This window comes from Nocardia sp. NBC_01377 (genome assembly GCF_045040005.1).
GTDB lineage: Bacteria > Actinomycetota > Actinomycetes > Mycobacteriales > Mycobacteriaceae > Nocardia > Nocardia noduli.
Map to the genome: position 1 here is coordinate 87,105 of NZ_CP109566.1, position 24,039 is coordinate 111,143.

Sequence of the window (24,039 nt, forward strand, 5' to 3'; positions counted from 1 at the left end):
CTTCGGATCAGTGCCGGACGCGCCACCGCCGCTGTGTCGGCACCGGTGTCGGCATCAGCCGGTGGTGGACCACCTGGAGCACGGCGAGCAGCACCGCCGCCGCCAGGCAGGTGAGATAGTCGCCGAAAGCGAAAGCGAGTACGGCGATCCCGATGAACAGCGGGATCTCGAGCAGCGCGCACCACGCCAGCACGCGCAGCCGGGTGGCATTGGCCTCCAGCCAGCGGATCCCGTCGTCGACGATCTCGCCCGCGGTGGCAGGGCCGACCAATCCGTCGCCGACCTGGATGAACCGGTGCACGGCCTCGTCCCTGCTCAGTTCGCCGAGCCAGGCCCGATCGATCAGCCGCTTGCCCTCTTCGGCAACCTCCCTGACCGTGTCCATGCGGCCCCTTCCGAGTCGATATCCGGTCGTGAAGTCTATGACGTGGATCGCGTGCTTCCTAGAGGAGATACCGGGTATCGGACGGCCGCGTCCGGGCGTGGCGGTGTTACCGGACCCGTCGCCGTCTGGAGGTTCGTCAACCCCGTTCGCCCAGCGCTAGATTCGGCCACCTCGACGGCGGCTGGCATGCTGGCCCGCATGATCAATCTGCGCGGAACGCGCGCACGCTGCGCGGTGGTGGTCGCGGTCGGCGCGCTGCTGCTGGCCGGATGCGGTACCGACGACTCGGCGGGCGGGTCCACCTCGGCCCCGACCGCGCCGCGGGACCAGTTGCTGTTGACCCAGGAGGAATTCCCGGCGGGCAGTACGAAGATGGAGTTGCCCAAGGACCGGGTCGGCGCGGCGGCGGCCGACCTCACCAGCGCCGGGCAGAACGGCACCTTCACCCCGCAGGAGTGCGCCGGTCCCCAGCAGGATCTCGGCACGGCGATGAAGGATCTGCTCGAACGGTCGTCGATCACGGCCGCGTCCGGACAGTCCGGCGACATGTACGTGGAATACATCGCAGACACCACCGCCGACCTGGCGCGGATCACCGAACTCAACGCGAAATGCGCGCGCTACACCTTCGCCTCGTCGGTCGAAGGCGCCCGGATCGACGTGACGGGCGAGACCGAGAACCGCACGGCCCCGGCCGATCTGAAAGGCGTCGACGCGATCGTCTACCGGTCGACGACCTCCTCCAGTATCGGCACCGACAAACCCCTGGTCATGAGCGCGTACTCGGGTATGGCCACCCTGCGCGGGCTGACCGTGCTGGTCCGCGTCACCGCGCTCAGCGACGCGGCCGACCAAGCCGCGTTCGATCGACTGTTCATCGCCGCCGTCGACAAGGTGCGCACGGCCGCCTGACGCTCAGCGCACACCGTCGCGTCGCACGGCGGTGGGGGTGGTATCCCACCACCGGCGTGCGCTGCGGGTGAACGTCGCCTGCTCGGACAGTCCGATCAGGGAGGCGATCTGGCTCATCGGCATATCGGTGGTGACCAGGTATCGGCGCGCCTCGTGCCTGCGGACATCGTCGAGTATGGCGGCGAACGTGGTGCCCTCGGCGGCGAGTCGGCGCTGGACGGTGCGCGGATGCATCGCCAGCAGGGCGGCGACCACGCCGATCTCGGGTGGTGTCGTACCGAGCAGTTGACGCAGCGTCGCCGCGATCTGAGGTATGAGGGACGCGCCCGCCTCGTCGGTCTGCTCGGCCAGGAACGCCATCGCCAGGCGGTGCAGATTCCGGTCGCCACCGGACAGCGGTGTGCTCGCCAGACCGCTCGGCACGCGGAGCAGGGCGGCGGGGCGGTTCACCCGGACCGGTACGCCGAAGAACTCCTCGTAGTCCGACAGCGGGGCGGCGGGACGATAGGGCAGTTCGACCGATCGCAGTCCGTAGCGTTCGCCCGCCAGTCGCTGGATCGCGCGGTGGGTGAAACCGAGACCGAGATCGGTGCCCTGGACCGGATTCACCCGCCCCGGCGGGACGCCGTAGCGCAAACCGATCACCCCGCGGTCGCCGTACGGGTCCGGTTCGAGGGTCAGGCTCAGCGAGCGGGCGTGCACGAACAGGTAGCGCGAGGTGCATTCCAGCACGTCGGCCAGCGTGGGGGAGTTGCGGATGACGAGCGCGAGCGGACCGAGCATGTCCAGGTCCTGCCGGTAGGCGATCCGCAGTCCCAGATCGGGCCGTGCCAGCCGGTGGGCCGCCAGTTCCAGCACGGTGGCGACCGCTTCGTCGGAGATCAGCAGATCGTCGGCGTCCAGCGCCGCGATCGGCAGGCCGACGGCCCTGGCGAACTCCTCGGCGTCGCCGCCGAGTTCGGCGACGGTCGCGCGGAACCCGCGCAGCCCAGCGGACCTGATCACCGACATGTCGCTCAGAATCAAATAGCTGTCGGGTAAAGTCAAGCGTGTGAGCAGAATCCCCAGCACACTGGAATCATGACCGAGTCATCCGTCACACCCGACCACCTCGACGTCGTCATCGTCGGCGCCGGACTTTCCGGTATCGGCGCCGCCTATCGGTTGCAGACCGAATGCCCCGGCAAGAGCTACGCCGTCCTCGAGGCGCGCGACGCGCTCGGCGGCACCTGGGATCTGTTCCGCTACCCGGGGATTCGCTCGGATTCGGATATGTTCACCCTCGGCTACCCGTTCAAGCCCTGGCGCGACGCGAAAGCCATCGCCGACGGACCGTCGATCCTGCGCTACATCACCGAGACCGCCGCCGAGTACGGCATCGACCGCCACATCCGCTACGGCACCAAGGTGATCTCCGCCGACTGGTCGAGCGAGACCGCCAGGTGGACGCTGACCGTCGCGCGGCGTGACAGCGCGGGTAACACCGTCGAAACCATACTGACCTGCAATTTCCTCTACGCCTGCGCCGGTTACTACGACTACGACCGCGGGCACGCGCCGGATTTCCCCGGTGTCGACACCTTCGACGGTCGCGTGGTGCACCCGCAGTTCTGGCCGGAGGATCTGGACTACGCGGGTAAACGCGTGGTCGTCATCGGCAGCGGTGCGACCGCGGTCACCCTGGTGCCGGCTCTGGCCGAGCAGACCGAGATGGTCACCATGTTGCAGCGCAGCCCGACCTGGATCAGCGCCGTACCCGGTCGCGACAAACGGGCCGACAAGATCCGCGAACTGCTTCCGCCGAACCTCGCGCACCGGGTGATCCGCGCCAAGAACATCCTGTTCAGCATCGCCTTCTATCAGTACTGCCGCCGCAGGCCGGAATCCGCGCGCAAACTTCTCACCGGTCTGACCACCCGGATCCTGAAGGACGAGAAGGCGGTCGCCGAACATTTCACCCCCACCTACAACCCGTGGGATCAGCGCCTGTGCGCCGTGCCGGACGCCGATTTCTTCAGGGCGATGAAGAAGGGTAAGGCCGAGGTGGTCACCGACCACATCGAAACCTTTGTGCCGGAAGGTATTCGGCTGAAGTCCGGCCGGGTGCTGCCCGCCGACGTCGTCATCACCGCGACCGGGCTGCGACTGCTCGCCTTCGGCGGCATCACCCCGAGCGTCGACGGCGTGCCGGTGTCGTTGTCCGAGCAGTTCGTCTGGCAGGGCGCGATGCTCACCGGCGTCCCCAATTTCGCCGTCTGCATCGGATACACCAACGCCTCGTGGACGTTGCGCGCCGATCTCACCTCGCGCCTGGTCTGCAAGGTGCTGCGCCACCTCGACGCCAACGGTTACGCCGCCGTTGTCCCGCGTCCGGAGGGCGAACTCGGGCCGCGCCCGCTGCTCGACCTGGCCTCGGGCTATGTGCAGCGGTCCATCGCGGACTTTCCGCGCCAAGGCGACCGGCGTCCGTGGAAGGTTCGCCAGAACTATCTGATCGATTCGGTCACCACGCTGCGCACCGATCTGAGCAAGACGTTGGCGCCGCTGTCGGCGTCGGGCCCGAAGTCGAAGGTGGGGGCGAACGCCCGCTGATCTCTCAGTCCGGCATCTGCCGCATCTCGAGCAGGGTCAGCCCGAGCGAGTCGATGCGCGCCATGATGCCGCGCAGGGCGGCGGTGTCGGTGATGGGGCCGTAGAGGGTGGTCACCTCGCCGGGGGCCCGATCGGAGGAGTCGAGTTCGGGGAAGGCCGCCAGCGCCCGTTCGGAGAGCTTGCCGTCGATGATGAACTGGTATCGGATCGGGTCCGGCACGGGCACTCCTCTCGGCTGTCGTCCGCGGCGCGGGTGGTGGATCGGGCCCCGAACAGAGAGTGCTCCGCGCGGTGGTCCGGCGTCCTCACCCGACGCGGATGAGATGTCCGCGCGCCGGTCAACCGGGCCTCAGAGCACCCCGATGCGGCGGGCTCGCAGCATCGCGTCGGCGCGTGAATTGCTGCCGAGTTTGGCGTAGATCGACCGCAGATGCGTCTTCACCGTATTGATGGAGACGCCGAGATCCTGGGCGATCTGCAACGCGGTGCGCCCACTCGGGAGTTGTTTCAGCACGGTCAGTTCGGCGTCGGTGAGCGCGGGGCTCATCGGTTGCGGCCTGGCCGCGGAATTCTCCCGGATGGTCTCGACGAAGGCGTTGTCTGCGCCGAAACGTCCCGCGTGCTCGTGCAGCATCGTGAGGACTCCCGGAACCTCGAAGAACGGCCGGACCAAGCGGTCCGGTGAGGCCAGGCGCACCGCCTCCGCGAAACCCTCGTAGGACTTCACCTGACGGTCGAGCCGGTGACAGGCCGACGCGTACAGCAGCCACGCGGTGACGGCGGTGTAGGCGGGCAGTTCCGCCGACCGTTTCAGCAGCGGGCCGACCGCGTCGAGTGTGTCGAGCGGTTTGTTCGCCGCCTCCGCCACCGCCGCCGCGGCGAGCACCGCGTCCGGTGCGCCGCGCATGGCGCGAGACCCCGCGTCGGCGAGTTGCTGCGCGGCGTCGCGTTCGTGCAACCGCAGCAGGATCGCGACCACCGGGATGAGCAGTCGGCCGCCCAGCGGCGGATACGGACTCTCGGCCAGCAGCCGGTGCATCTCGGTGTGCAGCGTCATGACCGCCGCGTGTTTGTCGGCGGTGTCGTCGAAAGTCAGCAGCAGGCCGACGATATGGGCGTGTCTGCCTGCGGCCGGCTCGCTCGCCCCGTCGAGTCCGCGCCGCGTCCGCGACAGGGCGGCCAGATCGTGGCGCGTGACGTCGTCGCCCTGTAGATGCGCGGCCAGCGCGGCGAGCGCCACCGCGTGCACGTGATCGGGCAGGTGGGTGAGTTCGTACTCGGTGCCCAGGTCGACCGCGCGCGTCGCGCGTTCGCGCATCAGCGGCACCGGTCCGGCCAGGGCCGACGCCGCGGCCAGGCGGGTGACCGCGCGCAGCTGCATGCGATGGTGGCCGATGTGTTCGGCGAGGGCGAGGGCCCGATGCAACAACTGTTCGCCCGCGCCGATATCGCCGGTGAAGACGCGCAGGGTGCCGAGCTGGATGGCGACATAGCAGTCCAGATCGGGCTGTCCGGTCGTCGGCGGTTCGGCCCGGATCTGCTCGTGCCCGAACTCGTCCGACGTCGCGCACACCCCGGTCGCCACCGCGACGGCCGACGCCGCGGCCAGCCCCGCCGCCGCGGCCGCCGCGGCGCCGACGATGGTGGAGGTGATCGGGCCGTGGGCCCTGACCTGGTCGAGATAGGCCGCCGCGGCGGCGTGGTCACCGCGCTCCACCGCGTCGATCACCCGCAGCAGCCGAACGAAGGGATCGTCGACGAGGTGCGCGGTGGCCGCGTCCAGCTTCTCGAACAGGATCGAGCCTGCTCCGTCGAGCACGACCTGCAACCCGTATTCCCGCAGATACGAGGGCAATTCGGGTTGGCCGGGCTCGGCGAGCAGATGCGCGAGCGCGGCAAGCGGTTTCCCCGTCGCCAGGTACCACTGCCCGGCGATCCGATGCAGATCCGGAATGCGTTGCGGCGCGGCGCGTTGCAGTTCGGCGAGCAGATAGGCCCGCAACATCGGGTGGTAGGAGTACCTGATCCGGTCGGCGTTGACGGTGTGCTGGACCGGGAAATTGATGCGCGCCAGGTCGTCCAGCATCCTCGGGGCGTGCGGGCCCGCCAGTTCCTCGGCCAATGCCTCGGTGAAGGATTCGGGAACGCAGGTGGCGAGCAGGAATTCGCGGACATCCGCGTCGAGTACTTCGATCAGTTCGCCGACCAGGAAATCAGAGATCGGATGCGGGGCGTGCGCGAGCATGGCCAGCGCGCCCGCCTGATCGGGACCGTGCATGGCCGTATAGATCGCCGCGATCCGCACCAGCGCCGCCCATCCCCGGGTGAGCTGCTGGATCGAGGCCACTTCGGAATCGGCGAGGGGACAGCCGTGTTCGACGAAGACGGAAGCGATCTGTTCGGGGCCGAAGGCGAGATCGGCCGCGCCGAGGCGGATCAGGCGGCCCGCGATATCGAGGGTGTGCCAGCGCAGCGGCGGTTCGTAGCGGCCGGTGACGATGGTCGTCATCCTGGCGGGCGCGTTGGTCAGGAAATGTTCCAGCCCGGCGAGGGCGATCGGGTCGGTGAGCAGGTGGGCGTCGTCGAGGACGAGGACGGCGGGCTGCCCGGCCAATTCGTGAGCCAGTTCCAGCGCGCTCGCCATCGGATCGGCGAGTTGGTGGCCGCGTTCGGCGGGCAGTCCGAGTCCCGCGCGCACCGCCGCCCACAGCCGGGCGGCATTGTCGAAATTCTCGCCGATGGTCAGCCAGCAGAATCGGGTGTCGGGATGTAGTCGCATATGGCGGCGTAGCCATTCGGCGGCGAGTACGGTCTTTCCGCTACCGGCCGGCGAACACATCAGGACGGCGCGGGGCGCCTCGGTCGCCGCGGCCTGATTGATCCGGGTGTGTATGTCGCGCAGCACGAGCGGGGTGAACAGCGGCGCGGGGATGTCACCCGAGGCGATATCACCGGTGATCACGGTCGGAGCATCGGCAAGTTGGAGTCGCCGCGAAGAGTCCACCCTAGCCTCCTGGGACGGTGCTGCCTCATCAACCGCCGGCCGTTCCGACCAGCCGAGCATACCGACCGAACAGCACTTTTTGCTCGTAGCAAAGATATAGCGACTCATCCGTAATGGGTGAGTCGCGGACCGGAGCTCGTGTCATACCGTCCCGATCGGGGCGGAAGAGAAGAGGGCCGATGTCACCGCGGGAGAAGGGGTCGCGCCCGACCAGGTCGGCGCCCGCGCCGACGCCGACCGACTGGGCGATTCCGAGAGGACTGATCGTCTTGCTGGCCGCCGCGGGCGGTGTGGTCGCCGTCGGTGGCATGAAGGCCGCCGCGGGTCTGCTCGGTCCGGTGTTCCTGGCGCTCATGCTGACCGTCGCCGTGCAGCCGATCCAGACCTGGGCCCAGCGGCGCGGACGTCACGCGCTGGTCGGTATGGGCCTCGCGTTCGTCGCGGTCATGGTGATCGTGCTCGGCATGGTCGGTCTGCTGATCGTCTCGGCCGCGCAATTGGCCACCGAATTGCCGCAGTACACCGACCGACTCGACGACGTGCTCGCGAACGTGCGCGAGCTGCTGGCCGGGTTCGGTGTGAACAGCGAACAGATCCACAATCTGCTGAGCGAACTCGACGTGGGCAAACTCGTCGGCGTGCTGGAGTCGGCGCTGAGTGGGCTGCTCGGGATCTTCTCCAGCCTGTTCTTCATCCTGGCGTTGCTGCTGTTCATGGCCTTCGACGGCATGACCATCGGTACGAAACTCGACGTTATCGCCGCGCAACGCCCGGAAATCGCCTACGCCATCGAGTCTTTCGCCGTCGGCACCCGCAAATATCTGGTCGTGTCGACGGTTTTCGGCCTGATCGTCGCGGTGCTCGACGGCGGGGCGCTGTGGCTGATGGGCGTACCGCTGCCGGTGCTGTGGGCATTGCTGTCGTTCATCACCAACTACATCCCCAATATCGGCTTCGTCATCGGCCTCGTCCCGCCCGCGTTGCTGGCACTGCTCGACAGCGGGCCCGCCCTGATGATCTGGGTGATCGTGTTCTACAGCGTCATCAATTTCGTCATCCAGTCGATCATCCAGCCCAAATTCGTCGGCGACGCCGTCGGACTCAGCGTCACCGTCACCTTCGTCTCGCTGGTCTTCTGGACCTGGGTGATCGGGGCGCTCGGGGCGCTGCTCGCGGTGCCGCTGACGCTGCTGGTGAAGGCACTGTTGCTCGACATCGATCCGACCACCCGGTGGATGAACACACTGATCAGTGACAAGGCGCCGACCGACCCCGGGCGCGTCGAGCCGCCACCGGAGCCCGATCACCCGTAGCGGGTGAGGAAACCGGCGGCACCGACTTGGTGAGATCGATCCAGGTTCTTCTTCGCGGAAGGGATGATCATGACGACTCCGAAACACCAGACCGGCGAGAGCCCGGTCAAACAGGGAATCGCGGCGGGCACCTCGATAGGCGCCGCGATCCTGCTCCTCACCCTCGGTGTTCTACAGATCTTCGAAGGCATCTCGGCGGTCGCGAATGACGAACTCTTCGTCGTCGGGCCCGAATACATCTATCAGTTCGACACCACGGGCTGGGGCTGGATCCATATCGTCCTCGGCGCCATCCTCGTGATCAGCGCCATCGGCCTGATGACGGGAAGCGCATGGGGCAAGGTCGCCGCCATCGTGATCGCGGCACTGACCATCATCGCCAACTTCCTGTCGCTGCCGTACTACCCGTGGTGGTCGATCCTGATCATCGCCTTGAGCATCGTGGTGATCTGGGCTGTTTCGACCTGGCATCCGAATACGGTCTGACCCCCCCCGATCTCGCGCCGTCGGAGGCCGCTTCCCCGGCCTCCGACGGCGCGGTTTTCGTCTGTGTGACCTCCGTCGGTGGGCGGCCGTTCCGTTTGCCCGCCGTGACATTCCGATGGATACTCCTGTGGCCTCGGTAAGCGTGTTACCTTGCGCTCGTTAGAACGTGTTCTTGTATGGGATGGCTGATGCGACCACGCGGACCGGCCGAATGAAGGTCTACACGGCGATCTACGGACCGGCGAACGCGGTCGAGCGCACCGCGGCACTGCGCGAGATGGGCGTCAGCGGGGTGTTCACCTTCGAGGGCCCGCACGACGTCTTCGCGCCGCTGACACTGGCCTCCACCGTCGGCGACATGGATCTGCTGACCAATGTCGCCATCGCGTTCCCGCGCAATCCGATCCACCTCGCGCACCAGGCCAACGATCTGCAACTGCTGAGTTCGGGCCGGTTCGCGCTCGGGCTCGGCACTCAGATCCGGCCGCAGATCGAAAAGCGATTCGGCGTCGAATTCGGCCGTCCGACCGCGCGGATGGGGGAACTGGTCGCTGCGGTCCGGGCGATCTTCGACTGCTGGAACACCGGCACCAGGCTGGATTTTCGCGGGGAGTACTACCGCCACACCCTGATGACGCCGACCTTCAGCCCCGGACCGAATCCGTTCGGTCCGCCGCCGATCTTCGTCGGCGCGCTGGGGCCGAGGATGACCAGAACCGCCGCCGAGGTGGCCGACGGGCTGCTGGTGATGCCGTTCAATTCCGCGCGCTACCTGCGTGAACGGGTGTTGCCCGCGGTATGGGAAGGACTCGCCGCCGGTGGTCGAGACCCGAGGACGTTCACGATCCTGCCCGAAGTCATCGTGGCGGTCGGCGATACCGACGAGGAGCAGGCGGCCGCCGACGCGGCGACGCGCAAACTGCTCGGCTTCTACGGTTCGACCCCCGCCTACCGTCCGGTGCTCGAACTGCACGGCTGGGGTGACTTGCAAACGGATCTGAACGCGCTGTCCAAACGCGGACGCTGGCAGGACATGGCCCGCCTCATCGACGACGACATCCTCGAGACCATCGCCGCGCGCGGCAAACCCGCGCAGGTCGCCGCCGATATCCGCGACCGCGTCGGCGGGATCTCGGACCGGGTCTGCTTCTACCAGCCCTACGCGCCGAGTGATCGGACGATGGGCGAACTCGTGGGATACCTGACCGGCGATCAGTAGGTTCGGCGGCAGGTGCGCCGAACCGATCGGGCATGTGCCCGCATGCCCTCCGCAAGCGGGGCCGTCGGTCGGGATCTCCGCGCAGCGCTCGATCCGCGTCAGCTCGCGCGGGAGAACACCGCGACCAGGAAGTCGGAATCGTCGTCGAACGGGCGCAGATCCCAGGTCGACAGTCGCAGATCCGGGGTCAGACCCGCCGCCGCGGCATCGCTCATGAACCTCGGGAACTCGTAGCCGCGATCGGCGCCGAAGCCGACCACCGCCCGGCCCGTCGGGCCGAGATGACGCGCGAAACCGGCCAGCACCGCTTCGCGCGTGGACGGGGCGAGAAAGGTCATCACATTGCCCGCGCACACGACGACATCGAAATCGGCGTCGACCCCGTGAGCGGGCAGATCAAATTCGGCGAGATCGCCGACCAGCCAGGTCGGGCCGGGATGGTCCTGTTCGGCGGCCGCGATCAGCACCGGATCGACATCGACGCCGACCACGGTATGCCCGGCCCCGTGCAGATATCCGCCCAGCCGTCCCGCCCCGCACCCCGCGTCGAGCACCCGGCTGCCGCGAGCGAGCATCGCGTCGATCAGCCGCGCCTCCCCGACGATGTCCTGTCCCCGCGCCGCCAAGGACCGGAACCGATCCACGTACCACGACGAATGCGCCGGATCCGCGGCCGTCATCTCCTCCCATTTGCTGGGGACGCGTCCACTCATCCCTCGATCATGCTGTCGCTGGCCGCGAATTGTCCACTACGCCGATCGGCGGTGGATCGGATCCACGCCTCGATGGGCCGAGCCACCGCGCCCCCGACCACCGCGTTCGCGGTGCACTGGGCGCCGTCCATCTCCGAATGCGGCCGACCGTGATTGGCGTCGCCGTATCCGGGTATGGCTCCGCGAGTACGCGTATGCGGTGAATCCATGGGAGATCGCGGGTTTCGCGTTCGCCGGTAGGGGTCGGCGACGGCGGTCGGTCGGGTCGGCCGGTGAGCGAACGCGGGTGTCGGCGACGGGGCCGATCGATCGTCCGATTCGTCGTACCCGCACCGATTTCGTCACCGGAAGGATCGAACGCGATGACAGACACCCTGATCGACGTTCCAGTAGGCCGCGAACAGATCGCGCGCCCGGATATCTGCCCGCCTCCCGTACCGGCCCGCCGTGCGCAATCCGGTATCGCGACGCCGTGGCGGGACGCGAAAACCGTGCTCGTGGCGCGGTCGACCGGTCCCAGGGAGATGGTGACCGTCCCGCGCCTGGTGGTGCCGATCGGGGAGGAACAACTCGCGTTCGGCGTCGCCTCGCTCTCGCCCGAGGCCGATCAATTCGCCCACGACAACCGGGTGCTCGTCCAGCAGGGCGATTGGCGCGGCAACCCCGCCCTCGGCACCCATCAGCTCGAGGGCGAAGCCCAGCTCGTGACCGCGGGCACCCTCGTCCCGTACGTGCAGTCGGAACTCGCGACGAAGTACCGGTGGCGAATTCCGCTGGCGCGATTCGTCCGGACGCTGGTCCGTGGCGACGCACTCGACGGCGACCTGGTCGTTCTCGTGACGGTGCACGAACCGAGCCCGGTGCCGCTGTTGCCCGGTTGGCCGGGCGGAATACCAACTGCGCGATAGTGTTCCACGGTCGCGGCGACCGGACGAGTCGTACTGCATCAGTGGGAGACTCCACTACGGCGCGGTGTCGCGCGCGGTCGTGTCGCGCGCGTCGATCGCCGCCGCCACCTCGTCCACCGCGGTACGGATCATCGCCCCGTAGCCGTCGTCGCCGAGGGCGTGCAGGTGGGCGCGGGCCGCGTCGATCTCGCGCCGAGCGGCCTCGAAGGAGCCGAGGCGGCGATAGTTGTCGGCCAGGTTCAGGTGCAGCGACGGGTAGAAGCCGCGAACGTCGAGATTCGGATCATGGTGTCGCGCACGCTCGTCGGTGAGCGCGTCCGCGGCGTCGACGGCGCGGATATCCCAGGCCAGCGCCTGCGCCGCGTCGTCCTGGAGATCGGCGAGATGGTGCGCCAGGGTGCACCGGTGCAGCGGATCGCCGGACGGACCGAGCGATATCCAGATCTCGCCGAGCGCGGTACGGGCCGCGTCGCGTCGTCCGGTGCGGCCGAGCGCGACGGCTTCGGTGATGGCGTTCATGGTGGTGTCGGTGGATGTCAACGGTCGTCCTCTGTTTCGGTGGGAGCGGGCAGTGCCCGTGGCATGACGAGGGTGGTCAGATCGCCGTCGGTCGCCGAGCGGATGACGACGGGCTGATCGGGGGCGGCGAGGTCGAGCATGATGTCGGGGCCGAGCGCGGTGTCGACGGCCGGTCGCAGCGTCGCCGCCGTGAACGCGATATCGACGCGCGGACCGGTTCCCGACGCCGGAATATCGCGCGCGGTTCCGTCCGGCGTCGACACCGTCAGAGTCGTCTCGGTCGTCGCGCAGATCAGCGGATCGGCGGCCGTGTCGAGCACGTCGAGCAGGGTGGCTCGGTCCACCACGATCCTGGTGGTCACCGGCGCGAGGTCGGCCAGCATCGCGCGGTAGTCGGGAAAGTTCTCCTCGATGGTCGCGCACCGTTGTTCGGTGTCGTCGCCGCGCAGGATCAATTCCCGGTCGGCGCGCGCGACGGCGACCTCGTCGACACGCCGCAGCCAGTTGTCGAGCCGTGCCAGCTCCGACGCCGCGACCACCGCCGACCAGGAGTCGCCGCAGTGCCGGTCGGGAACCAGGCTCCTGGTGGACAACCGGTAGCGGTCGGTCGCGGTGAGCGTCACCGAGTTCGGGGATACCTCGAGGAAAACACCCGCGAGCACGGGAATGGCATCGTCGCGTGCCGCCGCACCCGCCACCTGCGCGATCGCGCGGGCCAGCGTCGGTCCGGACAGCGGCACCGCACCGGATCGGCCCGATCCGAGGATCCGCGCGACCGCGTCGGCCACCCGCGCCGCCTCCCGCGCTCGCTCGGCCAGTTCGCGGACGTGGTCGTCGAGCCGACGTTTCGCCTCGCGCGGATCACCCGCGAGGATCGCGGCGATCGCGTCGAGCGGCACGCCGACCCCGCGCAACCGGCGGACCAGTACGGCCCGTTCGGTCTGGGCGCGCGCGTAGTAGCGGTATCCGGTCGTCGCGTCGACGTGCGTGGGAACCAACAGACCACCGTCGTCGTAGAAGCGCAGCGCGCTCGCCGTCAGCCCGCTGGCCCGTGCCATCGCACCGATGGTGATCAACTCGTCCGCCGCGCCGTCCGTCATCGCCACAGCATGGGCCTTCAGGTAACTCGAAGGTCAAGTCGGCGCGTCGCGGGCCGATCGCCATGTCTTTTTCCCGCCGGTTCTCCCGTGTCGGCTGCGGCAGATTGGGAGGAACACACGCGAGCGGAAGGAGAAGGTCGTGACCATGTACGCGACGGTCGACAGCCCACTGGGCGAATTACTGCTGGTAGGTGTGCCGTCCACGCGCGGCCCGGCACTCATCTCGCTGACGATGGCCGGACAGCGCGGTGAAACGCGACCGCGCGCGGACTGGGTCGAGGACCGCGTGGCCTTCGCCGATATCGCCGCACAACTGCACGCGTACCTCACCGGTGCCGCGACCGCGTTCGACATCGAATTCGGCGCTACCGGAAGCGAATTCCAGCGACGGGTCTGGTCGGTGCTCGACGACATCGCCTACGGAACCACGGTCACCTACGGCGAGGTCACCACCCGCGCGGGTCCGCGCGAACGGGTGCGCGCGGTCGCGTCCGCGATCGGGGCCAACCCGCTGTCGATTATCCGGCCCTGCCATCGCGTGATCGGCGCGAACGGATCGCTCACCGGCTACGCGGGCGGACTGGCCCGCAAGCAGTACCTGCTCGAGATCGAAGGTGTACTTCTGGCGACATGAGGTGGGGCACGAGGCCTTGTCTGCAATCGCCGCCGGTGAGCGTGTGCGGCGCGAACTCGGCGGTGTTTGCCTGGCGGTGTCACCCTCAGGCGCGGTGCACCGGACCGTGCGCGTCCACGCAGTGCCCTTCGGCGTACGGCCGGTCCACATCTCCCACGTGATCGACCTGCAAGGTGGTGTGCGCCAAGCCGAATTCGCTGTCGAGGGCGTGTTCGATGGTCGATCGCACGGCGTGGCAGTCCGCGCCGTCGGTCACCAGGATGTGGGCCGACAGCGAGGGCTGGCCGGAGGTGATCAGCCAGACGTGCAGGTCGTGCACCTCGACGACATCCTCGATGCCGACGACGCGGGCGCCGATATCGTCCGGGTTGAGGTGGGCGGGAGCGGCTTCGAGGAAGATGCGTCCCGATTCGCGCACCAGCGACCAGCCCGCCTTCATCATGAGGGCGGCGACGACGAGCGCGGCGATCGCGTCGGCGCGGGGATAACCGGCCAGCCACACCACGGTGCCCGCGATGGCGGTCCCGATGAACGCGTAGAGATCGTTGAGTATGTGCTGGAACGCGCCTTCGACATTGAGACTGGTCCGGTTGGCGCGGCTGATACTCCACGCGGCGGCGATATTGACGGCGATGCCGACCAGCGCGGTCGCCAGCACCAACGGGCCCTCGACGTCGGGCGGATCGATCAGCCTGGCCACGCCCTCGTAGACGAACCAGCCCGAGAGCAACAGCAGGGTGATGCCGTTCGCCTGGGCCGACAGGATCTCGGCGCGTTTGAACCCGTAGGTGTACTGGCCCCGCGCGGGGCGCTTGGCCAGCCGGATGGCGATGAGCGCGAGCACGATCGACGCGGCGTCGGTGAGCATATGCGCGGCGTCGGAGATCAGCGCGAGGGAATCGGCGATGACGCCGACGACCACTTCGGCGGCCATGAAGGTGACGATGAGCGCCAAGGCGATCGAGAGCCAGCGCGGATCGGAATCGGCGGACACGCCGTGATCGTGGCCATGTCCCTCGCCGTGGCTGTGATCATGATCGTGGCCGTGCTCACGGGCCCGCTGCTCGACAGCGGGCCCGGCGGTCCGCGCCGGAGCGGTTCCGGCGGACTGATCCGGCGACACGCACTGATCTCCCATGATCCTGTGCCCTCTCGTTACGCGTTGACTTCGGACAGCCTAACCGATTGTGCAGACATGCGCATGTCTGCATCTTACCGACCGAATCGAATACGCCCCGCACCCGTTGGGTTGACCGGCTGACCGCCGCCCAAACGTGATCAAGTGCGATGCACCGGGATTCATCGTCGCGATTACTATTCGGACAGCACCATCCAGCTGGTCGGTTCGCCGTACGGCCACCGATGATGCTGGTCGGCCGTACAGGCGGCCGGAGCGGCTAGGCAGAGGGGTTCGGATGGACAGGCCTGCGTGGGCACCTGAGGGCGTGGATATGCAGCGAGCGAGTCCGGCGCGAATGTATGACGCGCTACTCGGCGGCTCCCACAACTTCGAGGTCGACCGCATGGCAGCCGAAAGCGGAAAACAGCTGGTCCCGGACCTACCTCGGCTGGCGCTGAGCAATCGGGCGTTCCTGCGCCGCGCGGTGCGGTTCCTCGCCGACGCGGGGATCACGCAGTTCCTCGACATCGGGTCCGGAATCCCCACCGCGGGCAATGTGCACGAGATCGCGCAGGGTATCGACCCCGAGATCACCGTGCTCTACGTCGATATCGACCCCGTCGCGGTCGCGCATTCGAAGGCGATCCTGGACGCGAACCCGCGCGCGGGCGCGATCGAGGCGGATCTGCGCAAGCCGGACGAACTGCTCACCGCGGTCCGCGGCACCGGGCTGATCGATTTCGACCGGCCGGTCGGCGTGCTGCTGATCGCGGTGCTGCATCTGCTGTCCGAAGAGGACCTTCCGGTCGAGAAGGTCGGGCGACTGCGCGAGGCGGTGGCGCCGGGCAGCTACGTGGCGATCTCGCACCTGACCTCCGAACAGCGGCCCGAGGACGCCGCCCTGCTCGGCGCGAATACCGCGTCGCGGAGCAAGGTCGGCATCCACTTCCGGCCGCGCGCCGGTATCGAGGCCATGTTCACCGGCTGGGATCGGATCGAGCCGGGGGTGGTCGAACTCCCGCTCTGGCGACCCGAGTCCGAGCGCGATCGCCACGAGGCCCCGGGACGCTCGCTCGGCCTCGCGGGCGTCGGTCGGAAAGGCTGACCGCGGCAGCGGCAGGGGTTTGACAGTGGGTCTGAACGAAGTGGCAATCCGCTGGGCGGACGCGCTCGACGGCGTGGTGGCTCCTACGCTCACCAGGACCCAGATCGAAGATCTGCTGGCCGAACAGGGTGAAGCCCTGATCAGCGCCGTGCGCGGCACCGCGGATCTGCGGGTCGCGCACAGCGCCGCCTCGGCCCTCGTCGCGGCGAACTACCGCGACCCCATCGCGGTCGGCCGGTCGGTGCTGGTGATCTGCCGCGATATGGTCGACGCCGTCTGCCCCGACCGGTCCGATCCCGGCTACCCCGGGGTGCGCAATCGTTCGGTGCTGGTGGCGGCCGAATTCGCCACCGGTTTCACCGGAGCCCTGCGCTCGGCGGCGCTGGGCGAGCAGGAGCGGACGCTGAGCGCGGTGCTCGCCGCGGCGCAGGAGGCCGAGGCGCGGCGTCAACTCTCCGAGGCCAGATTCCAGGCGGTTTTCGCCGGAGCGTCGGTCGGCATCGGCATCCTCAACGTCCAGGGCGAAGTGCTCGACGTCAACGCGGCCTTCGGTGAGATGCTCGGTATTCCCGCCGAGGTCATGCCGGGGCGTTCGGTGGCCGAACTGCTCGGGCCCGCCAATATCGGACACGCCTTCGCGCAATTGCAGCGCATGCTCGCGGGCGAGACCGAGCGTTTCCGGATGGAGACCGAGCATCGCAGACCCGACGGCGCGCTCGCCTATATCGACCTGTCGATGTCGGCGGTTCGCGACCGGACCGGCGATATCCAATTCCTGACCGGTGTCGCCGTCGACGTCACCGAACGCAAACAACTCGCCGATCGGCTGTGGCACGACGCCAACCACGACAGTCTCACCGGCCTGCCGAATCGGGTGCAGTTCTTCGATCGCCTGGCGGGCGCGACACCGCCGCTCGGCGTCTGTTACCTGGATCTCGACGGGTTCAAGGCGGTCAACGACGAATGGGGTCACACCGTGGGTGACCGGGTACTGCGCGATGTCGCCCAGCGACTGCGCGCCGCCGTCGAATCGATGGGTGGGCTGGCGGCTCGGGTGGGCGGTGACGAGTTCATCGTGCTCGTGGAGAACTGTGACAGCGAGGAGCATCTGTCCTCGGTCGCCGCGCAATTGCACCGCACACTCGCCGCGCCGCTGGACGTGGCGGGTTATCCGGTCGTGGTCGGCGCGAGTATCGGCACGGTTTACGTCGAGGACCGGCCCACCGCGGTCGACGCGCTCATGCACGCGGTCGACACGGCCATGTACCGGAACAAACCGGGTGCGGCGGGCCGTTCCTCGCGCCGCCCCCGCCACGCGCTCTGACCGGGCCGAAGCGCTCGATCCGGTGATCGCCGTGGGCGGCTGCGCGAGTCATCGTGTCCGGGCCGTGTCGGGCATCGCCGGTTCGTCGGCGAACACACTCGCCCCCGCCGTCGCGATCACGCGCCCGGATTCGCTGATCAGCCACTGTCCGCACACGCATCTCGCGTACTGCACGCGACCGTGTGAGGACAGGGGGGCGGGGGAGGGCCAGGCGCACGCGGGGCAGGTAGCGATCATGGGACCAGCCTGATGTAATGACTCAATGCATTTCAACCCTTACGGCGGCGCGGCGGCGGAACTGGCGGTGCTGCTGGTCAACGCGGAGCCCGAACGCGATCTCGTCGAATTGCTCCGCGACGCCGGGTACAAACCGGTCGGGACACTCGACGCGGATCAGGTCGCCGAGTTGCGCGGGTGGATCGTCCGGCTCGACGAGGTCTTCACCGCTCCCGGCGTCGAGGTGCTGAACGACTTGCTGGCCGCGACGGCGGGTGTCCCGTACATCTCCACCCACGACGGCCGCGCGCCGCACCTGCACTTCGCGCGGGAGGACGCGCCGACCGACGAACGGGTCAAGGCCTACACGGCGGCGGGGCTGGCGACGCTGTTCTGCGAGGACTCCGCGCGCATCGGGCGTTGCGCGAGGCCGGACTGCGCATTCGTCTTCGTCGACACCTCGCGCAACGGCCGCCGCCGGTTCTGCTCGACACGCTGTTCCACGCGCGTGCACGTGGCCGAGTACCGGACCAGGCGCGGCGCCTGAGCCCGCGTCGTCCTCAGTTCAGGTAGCGGGGGCCGTGCCCGCGGAAATGTGGATGTTCGTCGGCGACGGTCCAGCGGCCGTAGGTGGTCCGGCCGGTGTCGTCGTCGCGTCGGATGGGGCTGACCCAGGTGCGGCGCGGAACCTGCCCGCCGCTGCTGCGGTGGCCGCCGCGCGCCATCAGGGGTACCTCCCTGGCGACGAGGTAGTAGTCACCGTCGTCGGGCCGGGTCTCGGGCAGGTATTCGCAGAGTTGTTCGGCGGCGTCCCCGAGATCGGCCGCCGCGACGACGCCGTGCCGCGGCGCGAGATCGTCACCCTCGACGACCACCGCCGAGACGGTCCACATGCGAGTGGGGGGCAGGCGGCTCGCCGGTGCGTCGGGGACGGGACGGTCGCGATGATCGGCGGCGCTCCCGCTGTCGGACCCGTGCGAACCCTCGATCATCCTGTGCCTCCGGTGACGGTCTCCGGTCGGCACGGTGTCGGCTGTGGTGCTGCGGTAGTGAATCCCCTTGCCTCCCAACTTTTTCCGGTAGCCGAGCGCGCTGTTCCCGGCTACGAAATCCCGCATGTCTCGTGTCGATTATTTGATAGGAGATCCGACCTGTAAATGAGTGTAGCGTCCCGATATCGGGCACGGGTCGAACCTCTGCCGAAAGATGTTCGCCGACATCGCAATTCGCTTCGCTTCGGAAATGTCTCGGGCGCCGTCGGTCTCGCGGTGTCGACGCTCGTGACGGCGGCCTCGGTGCTGGAGTCTCAATGCCCGCCGCCGATGGATTGCCCACGACAGCGCCGTCGCGTGTTCGATGCGAATCCGCGTCCACGACCTCCCTCATTTTGGTAGCTGTAAGTGTGCTGATTGATATTCGCATAGCCGTTTCCGTGGGTATCCGGTGCCTCCGATCGCGTGACCTCTCTCGGGTGTCGGATGTCCGCGCGCGACGATTCGCATGGCGGACCGCCGCACGGGTCCGACTGCGGGACGGGGTCGCCATGCCGAGTGGTCTCCACGATGAAGTAGCCGTTTTGCTGCGTAAACCATAGGTCGGCCGCCGCGGGTCCGATAGGTTGGGAAGGTGCGTAGCGCCGCAAGGCTGGCCGAGGTGATCACCGCATTCGTGTGCGCCGTGATCGGTGGAGTGGCGCTCACGACACCGATCTCGCTGTCGTGGGCGCGCGGCGCCGCGACACTGGAGATGGAGTTGCTGGCGACCAGTCTCCCGCGTGCCGTCGCCGTCGGTTGTCTGGTCGCCGTGGTGGTCACGGTGTTCACGAGCACCACCGAATCGCTGCTGGTCCCGTGGGTGGCGACACTGTCGGGGATGGCGTTGCTGCTCGCCAATCACCTACTCGGGCGCAGGTTTTCCGAGATGATCCCGCTCACCACCCTGAATTTCATCGATTCGCTCGCGGGCGGGCTCGTACTCGGCGGAGCCGCGGCCGCCGTGGCGGTACGCCTGCCGATGACGCTGGCGTTCATCCTCGGCGCGCTCACCAGCGTCATCGCCGGTGGTCTCACGATATCCCCCGTCGACGACGCCGGTGGCGAGAAGTTCGCGCCCATCGCCTGGTGGATCATCGACTCGCCGTCACTGTGGTTGATCTGGCCGGGTGCCCTGCTCGTCCTCTGGTGCGCGCGGCGGTTCCGCTCGGCCCGGAGATACCTCACCATCCGCGTCGAATTGCCGATGCGGCCGATCCTGGCCGCCGCCATCGCGGTCAGCGTGCCGGTCGTCATGTCCGAATGGCTGGTGACCAGCGGCTACGACACCCCCGACCTCGTACTGGTTTCGGTGCTGGTCGTGGTGAAGGCGTTCGTGGTCGGTTGGTTGCTGCCCGGCCGCGACGGCGTGTTGATCCAGCTCTGCTCGGCGACCTCCGCGATCGGCGGCGCCATCGTGCTGATTCCGCTGGCCGAGTGGCTGGTGCCGCTGCTCATCGCCGCTGTGGCGCTCGGACTGTGGTGTGGCATGGCGCGGCCGTCACCGGTCGCGGCGATGGCAGGGCTGCTGGCGTTGTCGATATTCGTCGCGGCCGCCGCGGGCCCGCACACCCCGGTACCGGGCGCGGCGATCGTCGGGACGCTCGTTCTCTCGCTGCTGACCGGATACAGCTTCGGCGCGGCACTGCCCGGCCAGAGTTCGAGCGTGATGCTCAGCATCGCGGTCCTGTTCGTTCCCGGCGTCGTGATCGCGATGCGCGGCCGGATCTTCACCACCGACCCCGGGGTGGTGATGGACAATTCGGTGCCGGGGCTGGCGGCGGTTCTGATCACCGTCGGGGCCGCGTGCGGTCTGCTGCTGTTGCGCCGTCGCCCGCTCGCCGACGTCGACCCCGTGACCTTCCCCGCGCCCGCTGCGGCGGGCGGCGCGGGCGGCGACGAGGCGTGAGGTCCGCTCGCGATGGGCCACGACCCGTGCCACTATCGGAGAGCTACTTCGACATCGAGGGGGATCTGTGGCATTGCGCCAGCTCACGGAACAGTTCGACAGGGACGGCGGTACGCGGGTGTTCGGTGAGCCGTACGAGACCGAGGACGGGACGACGATCGTCACCGTCTCGCGGATCCGCGCGAAACGAAGAGCGGAGCGCGCGGTTCACCAGACCGCGACCCCGGTCGGCGTCTTCGTCGTCCACGACGGCGAGGTGACCTGGAAATCGGCCGACGACGGCACCCGCATCGCGCTGTTCGGCGAATTGATCGGTCTGGTCAGTGCCGTACTGATGCTGGTGGTGTTCCTGCGCCGTCCGCCGTGGCCGGATCTGTCGGCCCGCGTCATGACGGTGATCGGAAAGCCGCGCCGGTAGCCCGTGCGCCGATGATCGCCCGGTAGAGGCGCGGATTCGCGGTGCGCTAGTTTCGCTGTATGCGGCTTCACGTTGGATGCGCGATGTGGCGCCATACCGCCTGGCAGGAGGGGCAGTTGCCCGCCGCGGAGGCGCTGCGCGTCTACGCGGGTTCGTGCAACGCGGTCGAGGGGAACACCACCTTCTACGCGACGCCATCGCGGCGGACCGTGGAATCGTGGGCGGCGCAGACGGATCCGGATTTCCGTTTCGTGGTGAAACTGCCCAAGCCGATCACCCACGAACGCAGACTCGTCGAGATCGACGCCGAACTGCGCGCGTTCCTCGACGCGATGGCGCCGCTGGGTCCGAGGGTGCACGCGTGGTGGGTACAGCTGCCCGGCTCGTTCGGCCCGAACGACCTCGGGGCGCTGGCCGGATTCCTGCGCCGCCTGCCGTCGTCGTGCCGGACGGCCGTCGAGGTGCGCCATCCGGCGTTCTTCGAGGACCAGCGCGTCGCAGAACAGTTGGAGCGGGTGCTGGGCCGGGTCGACGCGGAATGGGTCACCTTCGACACCACCGTTCTCTTCGACGGACTGCCCGGCAGCGCGGCCGAGCAGGAGGCGTGGTCGAAGAAGCCGAGGGTGCCGCGCCGCATCCGCGCGCTCACCGAATTCCCGATCGTGCGCTACCACGGACGCGACGACCCCGATCGCACGGTCGCGGGGTGGGAACCGTGGCTCGACGCCGTGACCACCTGGTTACGCGAGGGCAGGTCGCCCACGGTTTTCGTGCACACCCCCGACAACGCGAGTTCACTGCCGCTGGCCCGCCGCTTTCACGACGCGGTGCGCGAGCGGCTGCCCGAACTCGAACCGCTGTCGGAACCGATCCCGACCGAGCCGATGACGCTGTTCTGAACCACCGCCGCCGGACAGCACCCCGCCGCGCGGGGAAGCGGCCGCGACCGGCTCGGGCCCGAGGACGCGAGTCGGTCGAACGGTCGGGCCGGATTCCACCGGGCTACTGTCGAACTGTTCAGTCGGCACGTCATCGAATGCGACCGGGAACGGAGTGGTGCGATGGAATCCGGACGGGGTACGGCGACCGAACTCACCGAGTCCGATCTGCGGCATCTGCGCCGTTGCGTCGAACTCGCGGCCGAGGCGGTGGACGCGGGCGATCACCCGTTCGGGTCGGTGCTCGTCGCAGCCGACGGCATCGTGCTGGCCGAGGATCGCAATCGCGTGGTGAGCGCGAACGATCCGCTGCGCCACCCCGAGATCGAGCTGGCCCGCTGGGCGCGTGACCATCTCGGCGCGGCGGAGCGCGCCGCCGCCACCGTCTACACCTCCGGCGAACACTGCCCGATGTGTTCGACCGCGCACGCGCTGGTCGGTCTCGGACGCATCGTCTACGCCGGTTCCTCCGAACAGCTCGCGGGCTGGGTCGCGGACACGGCGGCCCCTCGGGCCGCCTTCCACGCCCTGCCGATCACCGTTGTCGCACCGGGAACTCCGGTGCTCGGTCCGGTACCGGAGTTCGCCGAGACCCTACGCGAACTGCACCGGCGGTCGGCGGGCCGTTCGGCCTGACCGGTCGCGAGGTCAGTGCACCTGACGGTCGGCGTCACCCCAATACTGTTTGCGCAGTTCGCGTTTGAGGATCTTGCCCGCACCCGACACCGGCAGTGTCTCGGCCAGTTCGATGGTGCGCGGAGCCTTGTATCCCGCGATGAGGCCCTTGGCGTATTCGCGGATCTCCTCGACGGTCACCGTGGTGCCGGGAACGCAGACGATCACCGCGTGCACCCGTTCGCCCCATTCCCGGTCCGGTACGCCGATCACCGCGCACGCGGCGACATTCGGATGCGCGGCCACGGCGTTCTCCACCTCGGCGGAGTAGACGTTCTCGCCGCCGCTGACGATCATGTCCTTGATCCGGTCGACCACGAAGACATAGCCCTGCTCGTCCATGTAGCCGCCGTCGCCGGTGTGCATCCAGCCGTCGCGGATCGCGGCCGCGGTCTCCTCGGGCCGGTTCCAGTAGCCGAGCATGACGTGATCGCCGCGCACCGCGATCTCGCCGACCTCGCCGCGCGCGACCTCGTTGCCCTCGGGATCGACGATGCGGACCTCGGCGTGCGGGGCCGAACGTCCGGCCGAGCGCAGCAGGCCGTCGCGGTGATCGTCGGGTCCGAGCAGCGTCGCGACCGGCGCCAGTTCGGTCATGCCGTAGGCCTGGGTGAACCGGGCGTTCGGGAAGACCTTCATCGCGCGTTCCAGCACCGCCTGCGCGATCGGGGACGCGCCGTACATGATCTGTTCCACGCTCGACAGATCGTGTTCGGTGATCTCGGGGTGGTCGACCAGCATCTGGATCATCACCGGCACCAGCAGCGAACCGGTGATGCGGTGGGCGGCGATCACCTTCATGGTGGCGACCGGATCGAAGGCGGGGATCATCACGTGGGTGCCGCCGAGCGCGGTCTGCGCGATCCAGCCCGCGAGATCGGCGAGGTGGAACATGGGTGCCGCGTGCAGGTACCGGCCGTCGGGGCCGAACAGGTAGCCGGTGGCGATCGAACCGAGGGTCGACGCGAACAGGTTCGCGTGACTGAGCATGACGCCCTTGGGGAATCCGGTGGTGCCGCCGGTATAGAAGAGTCCGGCCAGTCGGTCGCCGCCGCGCCGCGCGTCCTCGATCGGCTCGGATTCGGCCACCAGTGCCTCGTAGGACAGGGTGCCTTCCGGCGTCGGCCCGTCGCCGCAGTGGATCACCGCGGTCAGCCCCTCGTGGGCGGTGCGGATGGCGGGCAGCATCGGCGCGAAGGCGTCATCGATGAACAGCACGCTGGTGCCGGAATCCTGGAAGCTGTAGATGATCTCGGCCGGACTCCACCGGATGTTGGCCGGATTGAGCACCGCGTCGGCCCACGGCACGGCGAGCAGGTATTCGCTGTAGCGGTCGGAGTTCAGGGCCAGGATCGCGACCCGGTCACCTTCCCGGACGCCGAGCCCTCGCAATCCGCCCGCCAGCCGCGCCACCCGATCGGCCGCCTGCCGGAAGGTCGTGGACCGCTCGCCGTAGATCGTCATGATGCCGTCCGGATTCTGTTGCACGGCGCGGTGCAGGCCCTGGGTGAGGTACAT

The 24,039-nt window shown here is 68.4% G+C and carries 25 protein-coding genes; 14 read left to right on the plus strand and 11 right to left on the minus strand.

Annotated elements, in window-relative coordinates; all coding sequences use genetic code 11:
- Positions 1-7 precede the first annotated feature (7 nt).
- Positions 8-385 carry a hypothetical protein gene (locus OG225_RS00370; protein WP_405179915.1) on the minus strand — a complete coding sequence of 126 codons (378 nt, stop codon included), beginning with the start codon at positions 383-385 and terminating at the stop codon, positions 8-10.
- A 198-nt stretch (positions 386-583) separates the two neighbouring features.
- Here OG225_RS00370 and OG225_RS00375 point away from each other — a divergent pair, with 198 nt between their 5' ends.
- The gene (locus tag OG225_RS00375) at positions 584-1,297 is read left to right on the plus strand and encodes a hypothetical protein (protein WP_405179916.1); all 714 of its coding nucleotides are present in this window, start codon (positions 584-586) and stop codon (positions 1,295-1,297) included.
- A gap of 3 nt (positions 1,298-1,300) precedes the next feature.
- Here OG225_RS00375 and OG225_RS00380 read toward each other — a convergent pair whose 3' ends face one another.
- Positions 1,301-2,308, minus strand: coding sequence for an AraC family transcriptional regulator (locus OG225_RS00380; RefSeq protein WP_405179917.1), 1,008 nt, complete (start codon positions 2,306-2,308; stop codon positions 1,301-1,303).
- 69 nt (positions 2,309-2,377) lie between these two features.
- On the opposite strand from OG225_RS00380, the gene OG225_RS00385 reads away from it, so the two are divergent.
- Positions 2,378-3,889, plus strand: coding sequence for a flavin-containing monooxygenase (locus OG225_RS00385; RefSeq protein ID WP_405179918.1), 1,512 nt, complete (start codon positions 2,378-2,380; stop codon positions 3,887-3,889).
- A 4-nt stretch (positions 3,890-3,893) separates the two neighbouring features.
- Here OG225_RS00385 and OG225_RS00390 read toward each other — a convergent pair whose 3' ends face one another.
- Complete coding sequence (locus OG225_RS00390; protein ID WP_216910474.1) at positions 3,894-4,109, minus strand: hypothetical protein; 216 nt, start codon at positions 4,107-4,109, stop codon at positions 3,894-3,896.
- Positions 4,110-4,238: 129 nt separating this feature from the next.
- Positions 4,239-6,851, minus strand: coding sequence for a LuxR C-terminal-related transcriptional regulator (locus OG225_RS00395; RefSeq protein ID WP_405179919.1), 2,613 nt, complete (start codon positions 6,849-6,851; stop codon positions 4,239-4,241).
- Positions 6,852-7,072: 221 nt separating this feature from the next.
- Here OG225_RS00395 and OG225_RS00400 point away from each other — a divergent pair, with 221 nt between their 5' ends.
- The 3 genes from OG225_RS00400 to OG225_RS00410 all read left to right on the plus strand — a co-directional run bounded on the left by OG225_RS00400 (position 7,073) and on the right by OG225_RS00410 (position 9,911).
- Positions 7,073-8,206 (plus strand): AI-2E family transporter, encoded by a 1,134-nt coding sequence (locus OG225_RS00400; RefSeq protein ID WP_405179920.1) that lies wholly within the window; start codon positions 7,073-7,075, stop codon positions 8,204-8,206.
- Positions 8,207-8,269: 63 nt separating this feature from the next.
- Positions 8,270-8,692 carry a hypothetical protein gene (locus OG225_RS00405; RefSeq protein ID WP_405179921.1) on the plus strand — a complete coding sequence of 141 codons (423 nt, stop codon included), beginning with the start codon at positions 8,270-8,272 and terminating at the stop codon, positions 8,690-8,692.
- A 211-nt stretch (positions 8,693-8,903) separates the two neighbouring features.
- Positions 8,904-9,911 (plus strand): TIGR03617 family F420-dependent LLM class oxidoreductase, encoded by a 1,008-nt coding sequence (locus OG225_RS00410; RefSeq protein ID WP_405179922.1) that lies wholly within the window; start codon positions 8,904-8,906, stop codon positions 9,909-9,911.
- A 98-nt stretch (positions 9,912-10,009) separates the two neighbouring features.
- On the opposite strand, the gene OG225_RS00415 is transcribed toward OG225_RS00410, so the two are convergent.
- Entirely contained in the window at positions 10,010-10,624 is a 615-nt protein-coding gene (locus tag OG225_RS00415) for a class I SAM-dependent methyltransferase (protein WP_405179923.1), read from the minus strand.
- Positions 10,621-10,755 (minus strand): hypothetical protein, encoded by a 135-nt coding sequence (locus OG225_RS00420; RefSeq protein WP_405179924.1) that lies wholly within the window; start codon positions 10,753-10,755, stop codon positions 10,621-10,623. Before OG225_RS00420 ends, OG225_RS00415 begins: the two co-directional genes overlap by 4 nt.
- 231 nt (positions 10,756-10,986) lie before the next feature.
- Between OG225_RS00420 and OG225_RS00425 the strand changes: the two genes are divergently transcribed.
- The gene (locus OG225_RS00425) at positions 10,987-11,532 is read left to right on the plus strand and encodes a hypothetical protein (RefSeq protein ID WP_405179925.1); all 546 of its coding nucleotides are present in this window, start codon (positions 10,987-10,989) and stop codon (positions 11,530-11,532) included.
- A 54-nt stretch (positions 11,533-11,586) separates the two neighbouring features.
- Here the strand turns inward: OG225_RS00425 and OG225_RS00430 are convergent, their stop codons facing one another.
- Positions 11,587-12,072 carry a hypothetical protein gene (locus tag OG225_RS00430; RefSeq protein WP_405179926.1) on the minus strand — a complete coding sequence of 162 codons (486 nt, stop codon included), beginning with the start codon at positions 12,070-12,072 and terminating at the stop codon, positions 11,587-11,589.
- Positions 12,069-13,151, minus strand: a complete 1,083-nt coding sequence (locus tag OG225_RS00435; protein ID WP_405179927.1) for a MerR family transcriptional regulator — start codon at positions 13,149-13,151, stop codon at positions 12,069-12,071. The genes OG225_RS00430 and OG225_RS00435 overlap by 4 nt, the downstream gene beginning before the upstream one ends.
- 145 nt (positions 13,152-13,296) lie before the next feature.
- Here OG225_RS00435 and OG225_RS00440 point away from each other — a divergent pair, with 145 nt between their 5' ends.
- Positions 13,297-13,785 (plus strand): methylated-DNA--[protein]-cysteine S-methyltransferase, encoded by a 489-nt coding sequence (locus OG225_RS00440; protein WP_405183139.1) that lies wholly within the window; start codon positions 13,297-13,299, stop codon positions 13,783-13,785.
- 85 nt (positions 13,786-13,870) lie between these two features.
- Here the strand turns inward: OG225_RS00440 and OG225_RS00445 are convergent, their stop codons facing one another.
- The gene (locus OG225_RS00445) at positions 13,871-14,779 is read right to left on the minus strand and encodes a cation diffusion facilitator family transporter (RefSeq protein WP_405179928.1); all 909 of its coding nucleotides are present in this window, start codon (positions 14,777-14,779) and stop codon (positions 13,871-13,873) included.
- 421 nt (positions 14,780-15,200) lie between these two features.
- Here OG225_RS00445 and OG225_RS00450 point away from each other — a divergent pair, with 421 nt between their 5' ends.
- The 3 genes from OG225_RS00450 (at position 15,201) to OG225_RS00460 (ending at position 18,097) form a co-directional block, all read left to right on the plus strand.
- The gene (locus tag OG225_RS00450; protein ID WP_405179929.1) at positions 15,201-16,010 is read left to right on the plus strand and encodes an SAM-dependent methyltransferase; all 810 of its coding nucleotides are present in this window, start codon (positions 15,201-15,203) and stop codon (positions 16,008-16,010) included.
- 25 nt (positions 16,011-16,035) lie between these two features.
- Positions 16,036-17,334 carry a diguanylate cyclase domain-containing protein gene (locus tag OG225_RS00455; protein ID WP_405179930.1) on the plus strand — a complete coding sequence of 433 codons (1,299 nt, stop codon included), beginning with the start codon at positions 16,036-16,038 and terminating at the stop codon, positions 17,332-17,334.
- Between the two features lie 262 nt (positions 17,335-17,596).
- Positions 17,597-18,097 carry a CGNR zinc finger domain-containing protein gene (locus OG225_RS00460; RefSeq protein ID WP_405179931.1) on the plus strand — a complete coding sequence of 167 codons (501 nt, stop codon included), beginning with the start codon at positions 17,597-17,599 and terminating at the stop codon, positions 18,095-18,097.
- Positions 18,098-18,110: 13 nt separating this feature from the next.
- Here the strand turns inward: OG225_RS00460 and OG225_RS00465 are convergent, their stop codons facing one another.
- Positions 18,111-18,542 (minus strand): hypothetical protein, encoded by a 432-nt coding sequence (locus OG225_RS00465; protein WP_405179932.1) that lies wholly within the window; start codon positions 18,540-18,542, stop codon positions 18,111-18,113.
- Between the two features lie 634 nt (positions 18,543-19,176).
- Here OG225_RS00465 and OG225_RS00470 point away from each other — a divergent pair.
- The 4 genes from OG225_RS00470 (at position 19,177) to OG225_RS00485 (ending at position 22,482) form a co-directional block, all read left to right on the plus strand.
- Complete coding sequence (locus OG225_RS00470; RefSeq protein ID WP_405179933.1) at positions 19,177-20,490, plus strand: hypothetical protein; 1,314 nt, start codon at positions 19,177-19,179, stop codon at positions 20,488-20,490.
- A gap of 67 nt (positions 20,491-20,557) precedes the next feature.
- Entirely contained in the window at positions 20,558-20,908 is a 351-nt protein-coding gene (locus OG225_RS00475; protein ID WP_405179934.1) for a hypothetical protein, read from the plus strand.
- Between the two features lie 83 nt (positions 20,909-20,991).
- Complete coding sequence (locus tag OG225_RS00480) at positions 20,992-21,807, plus strand: DUF72 domain-containing protein (RefSeq protein WP_405179935.1); 816 nt, start codon at positions 20,992-20,994, stop codon at positions 21,805-21,807.
- Positions 21,808-21,969: 162 nt separating this feature from the next.
- Entirely contained in the window at positions 21,970-22,482 is a 513-nt protein-coding gene (locus OG225_RS00485) for a nucleoside deaminase (protein WP_405179936.1), read from the plus strand.
- 12 nt (positions 22,483-22,494) lie between these two features.
- On the opposite strand, the gene OG225_RS00490 is transcribed toward OG225_RS00485, so the two are convergent.
- Positions 22,495-24,039: an acyl-CoA synthetase gene (locus OG225_RS00490; protein WP_405179937.1), complete on the minus strand. Its 1,545-nt coding sequence runs from the start codon at positions 24,037-24,039 to the stop codon at positions 22,495-22,497.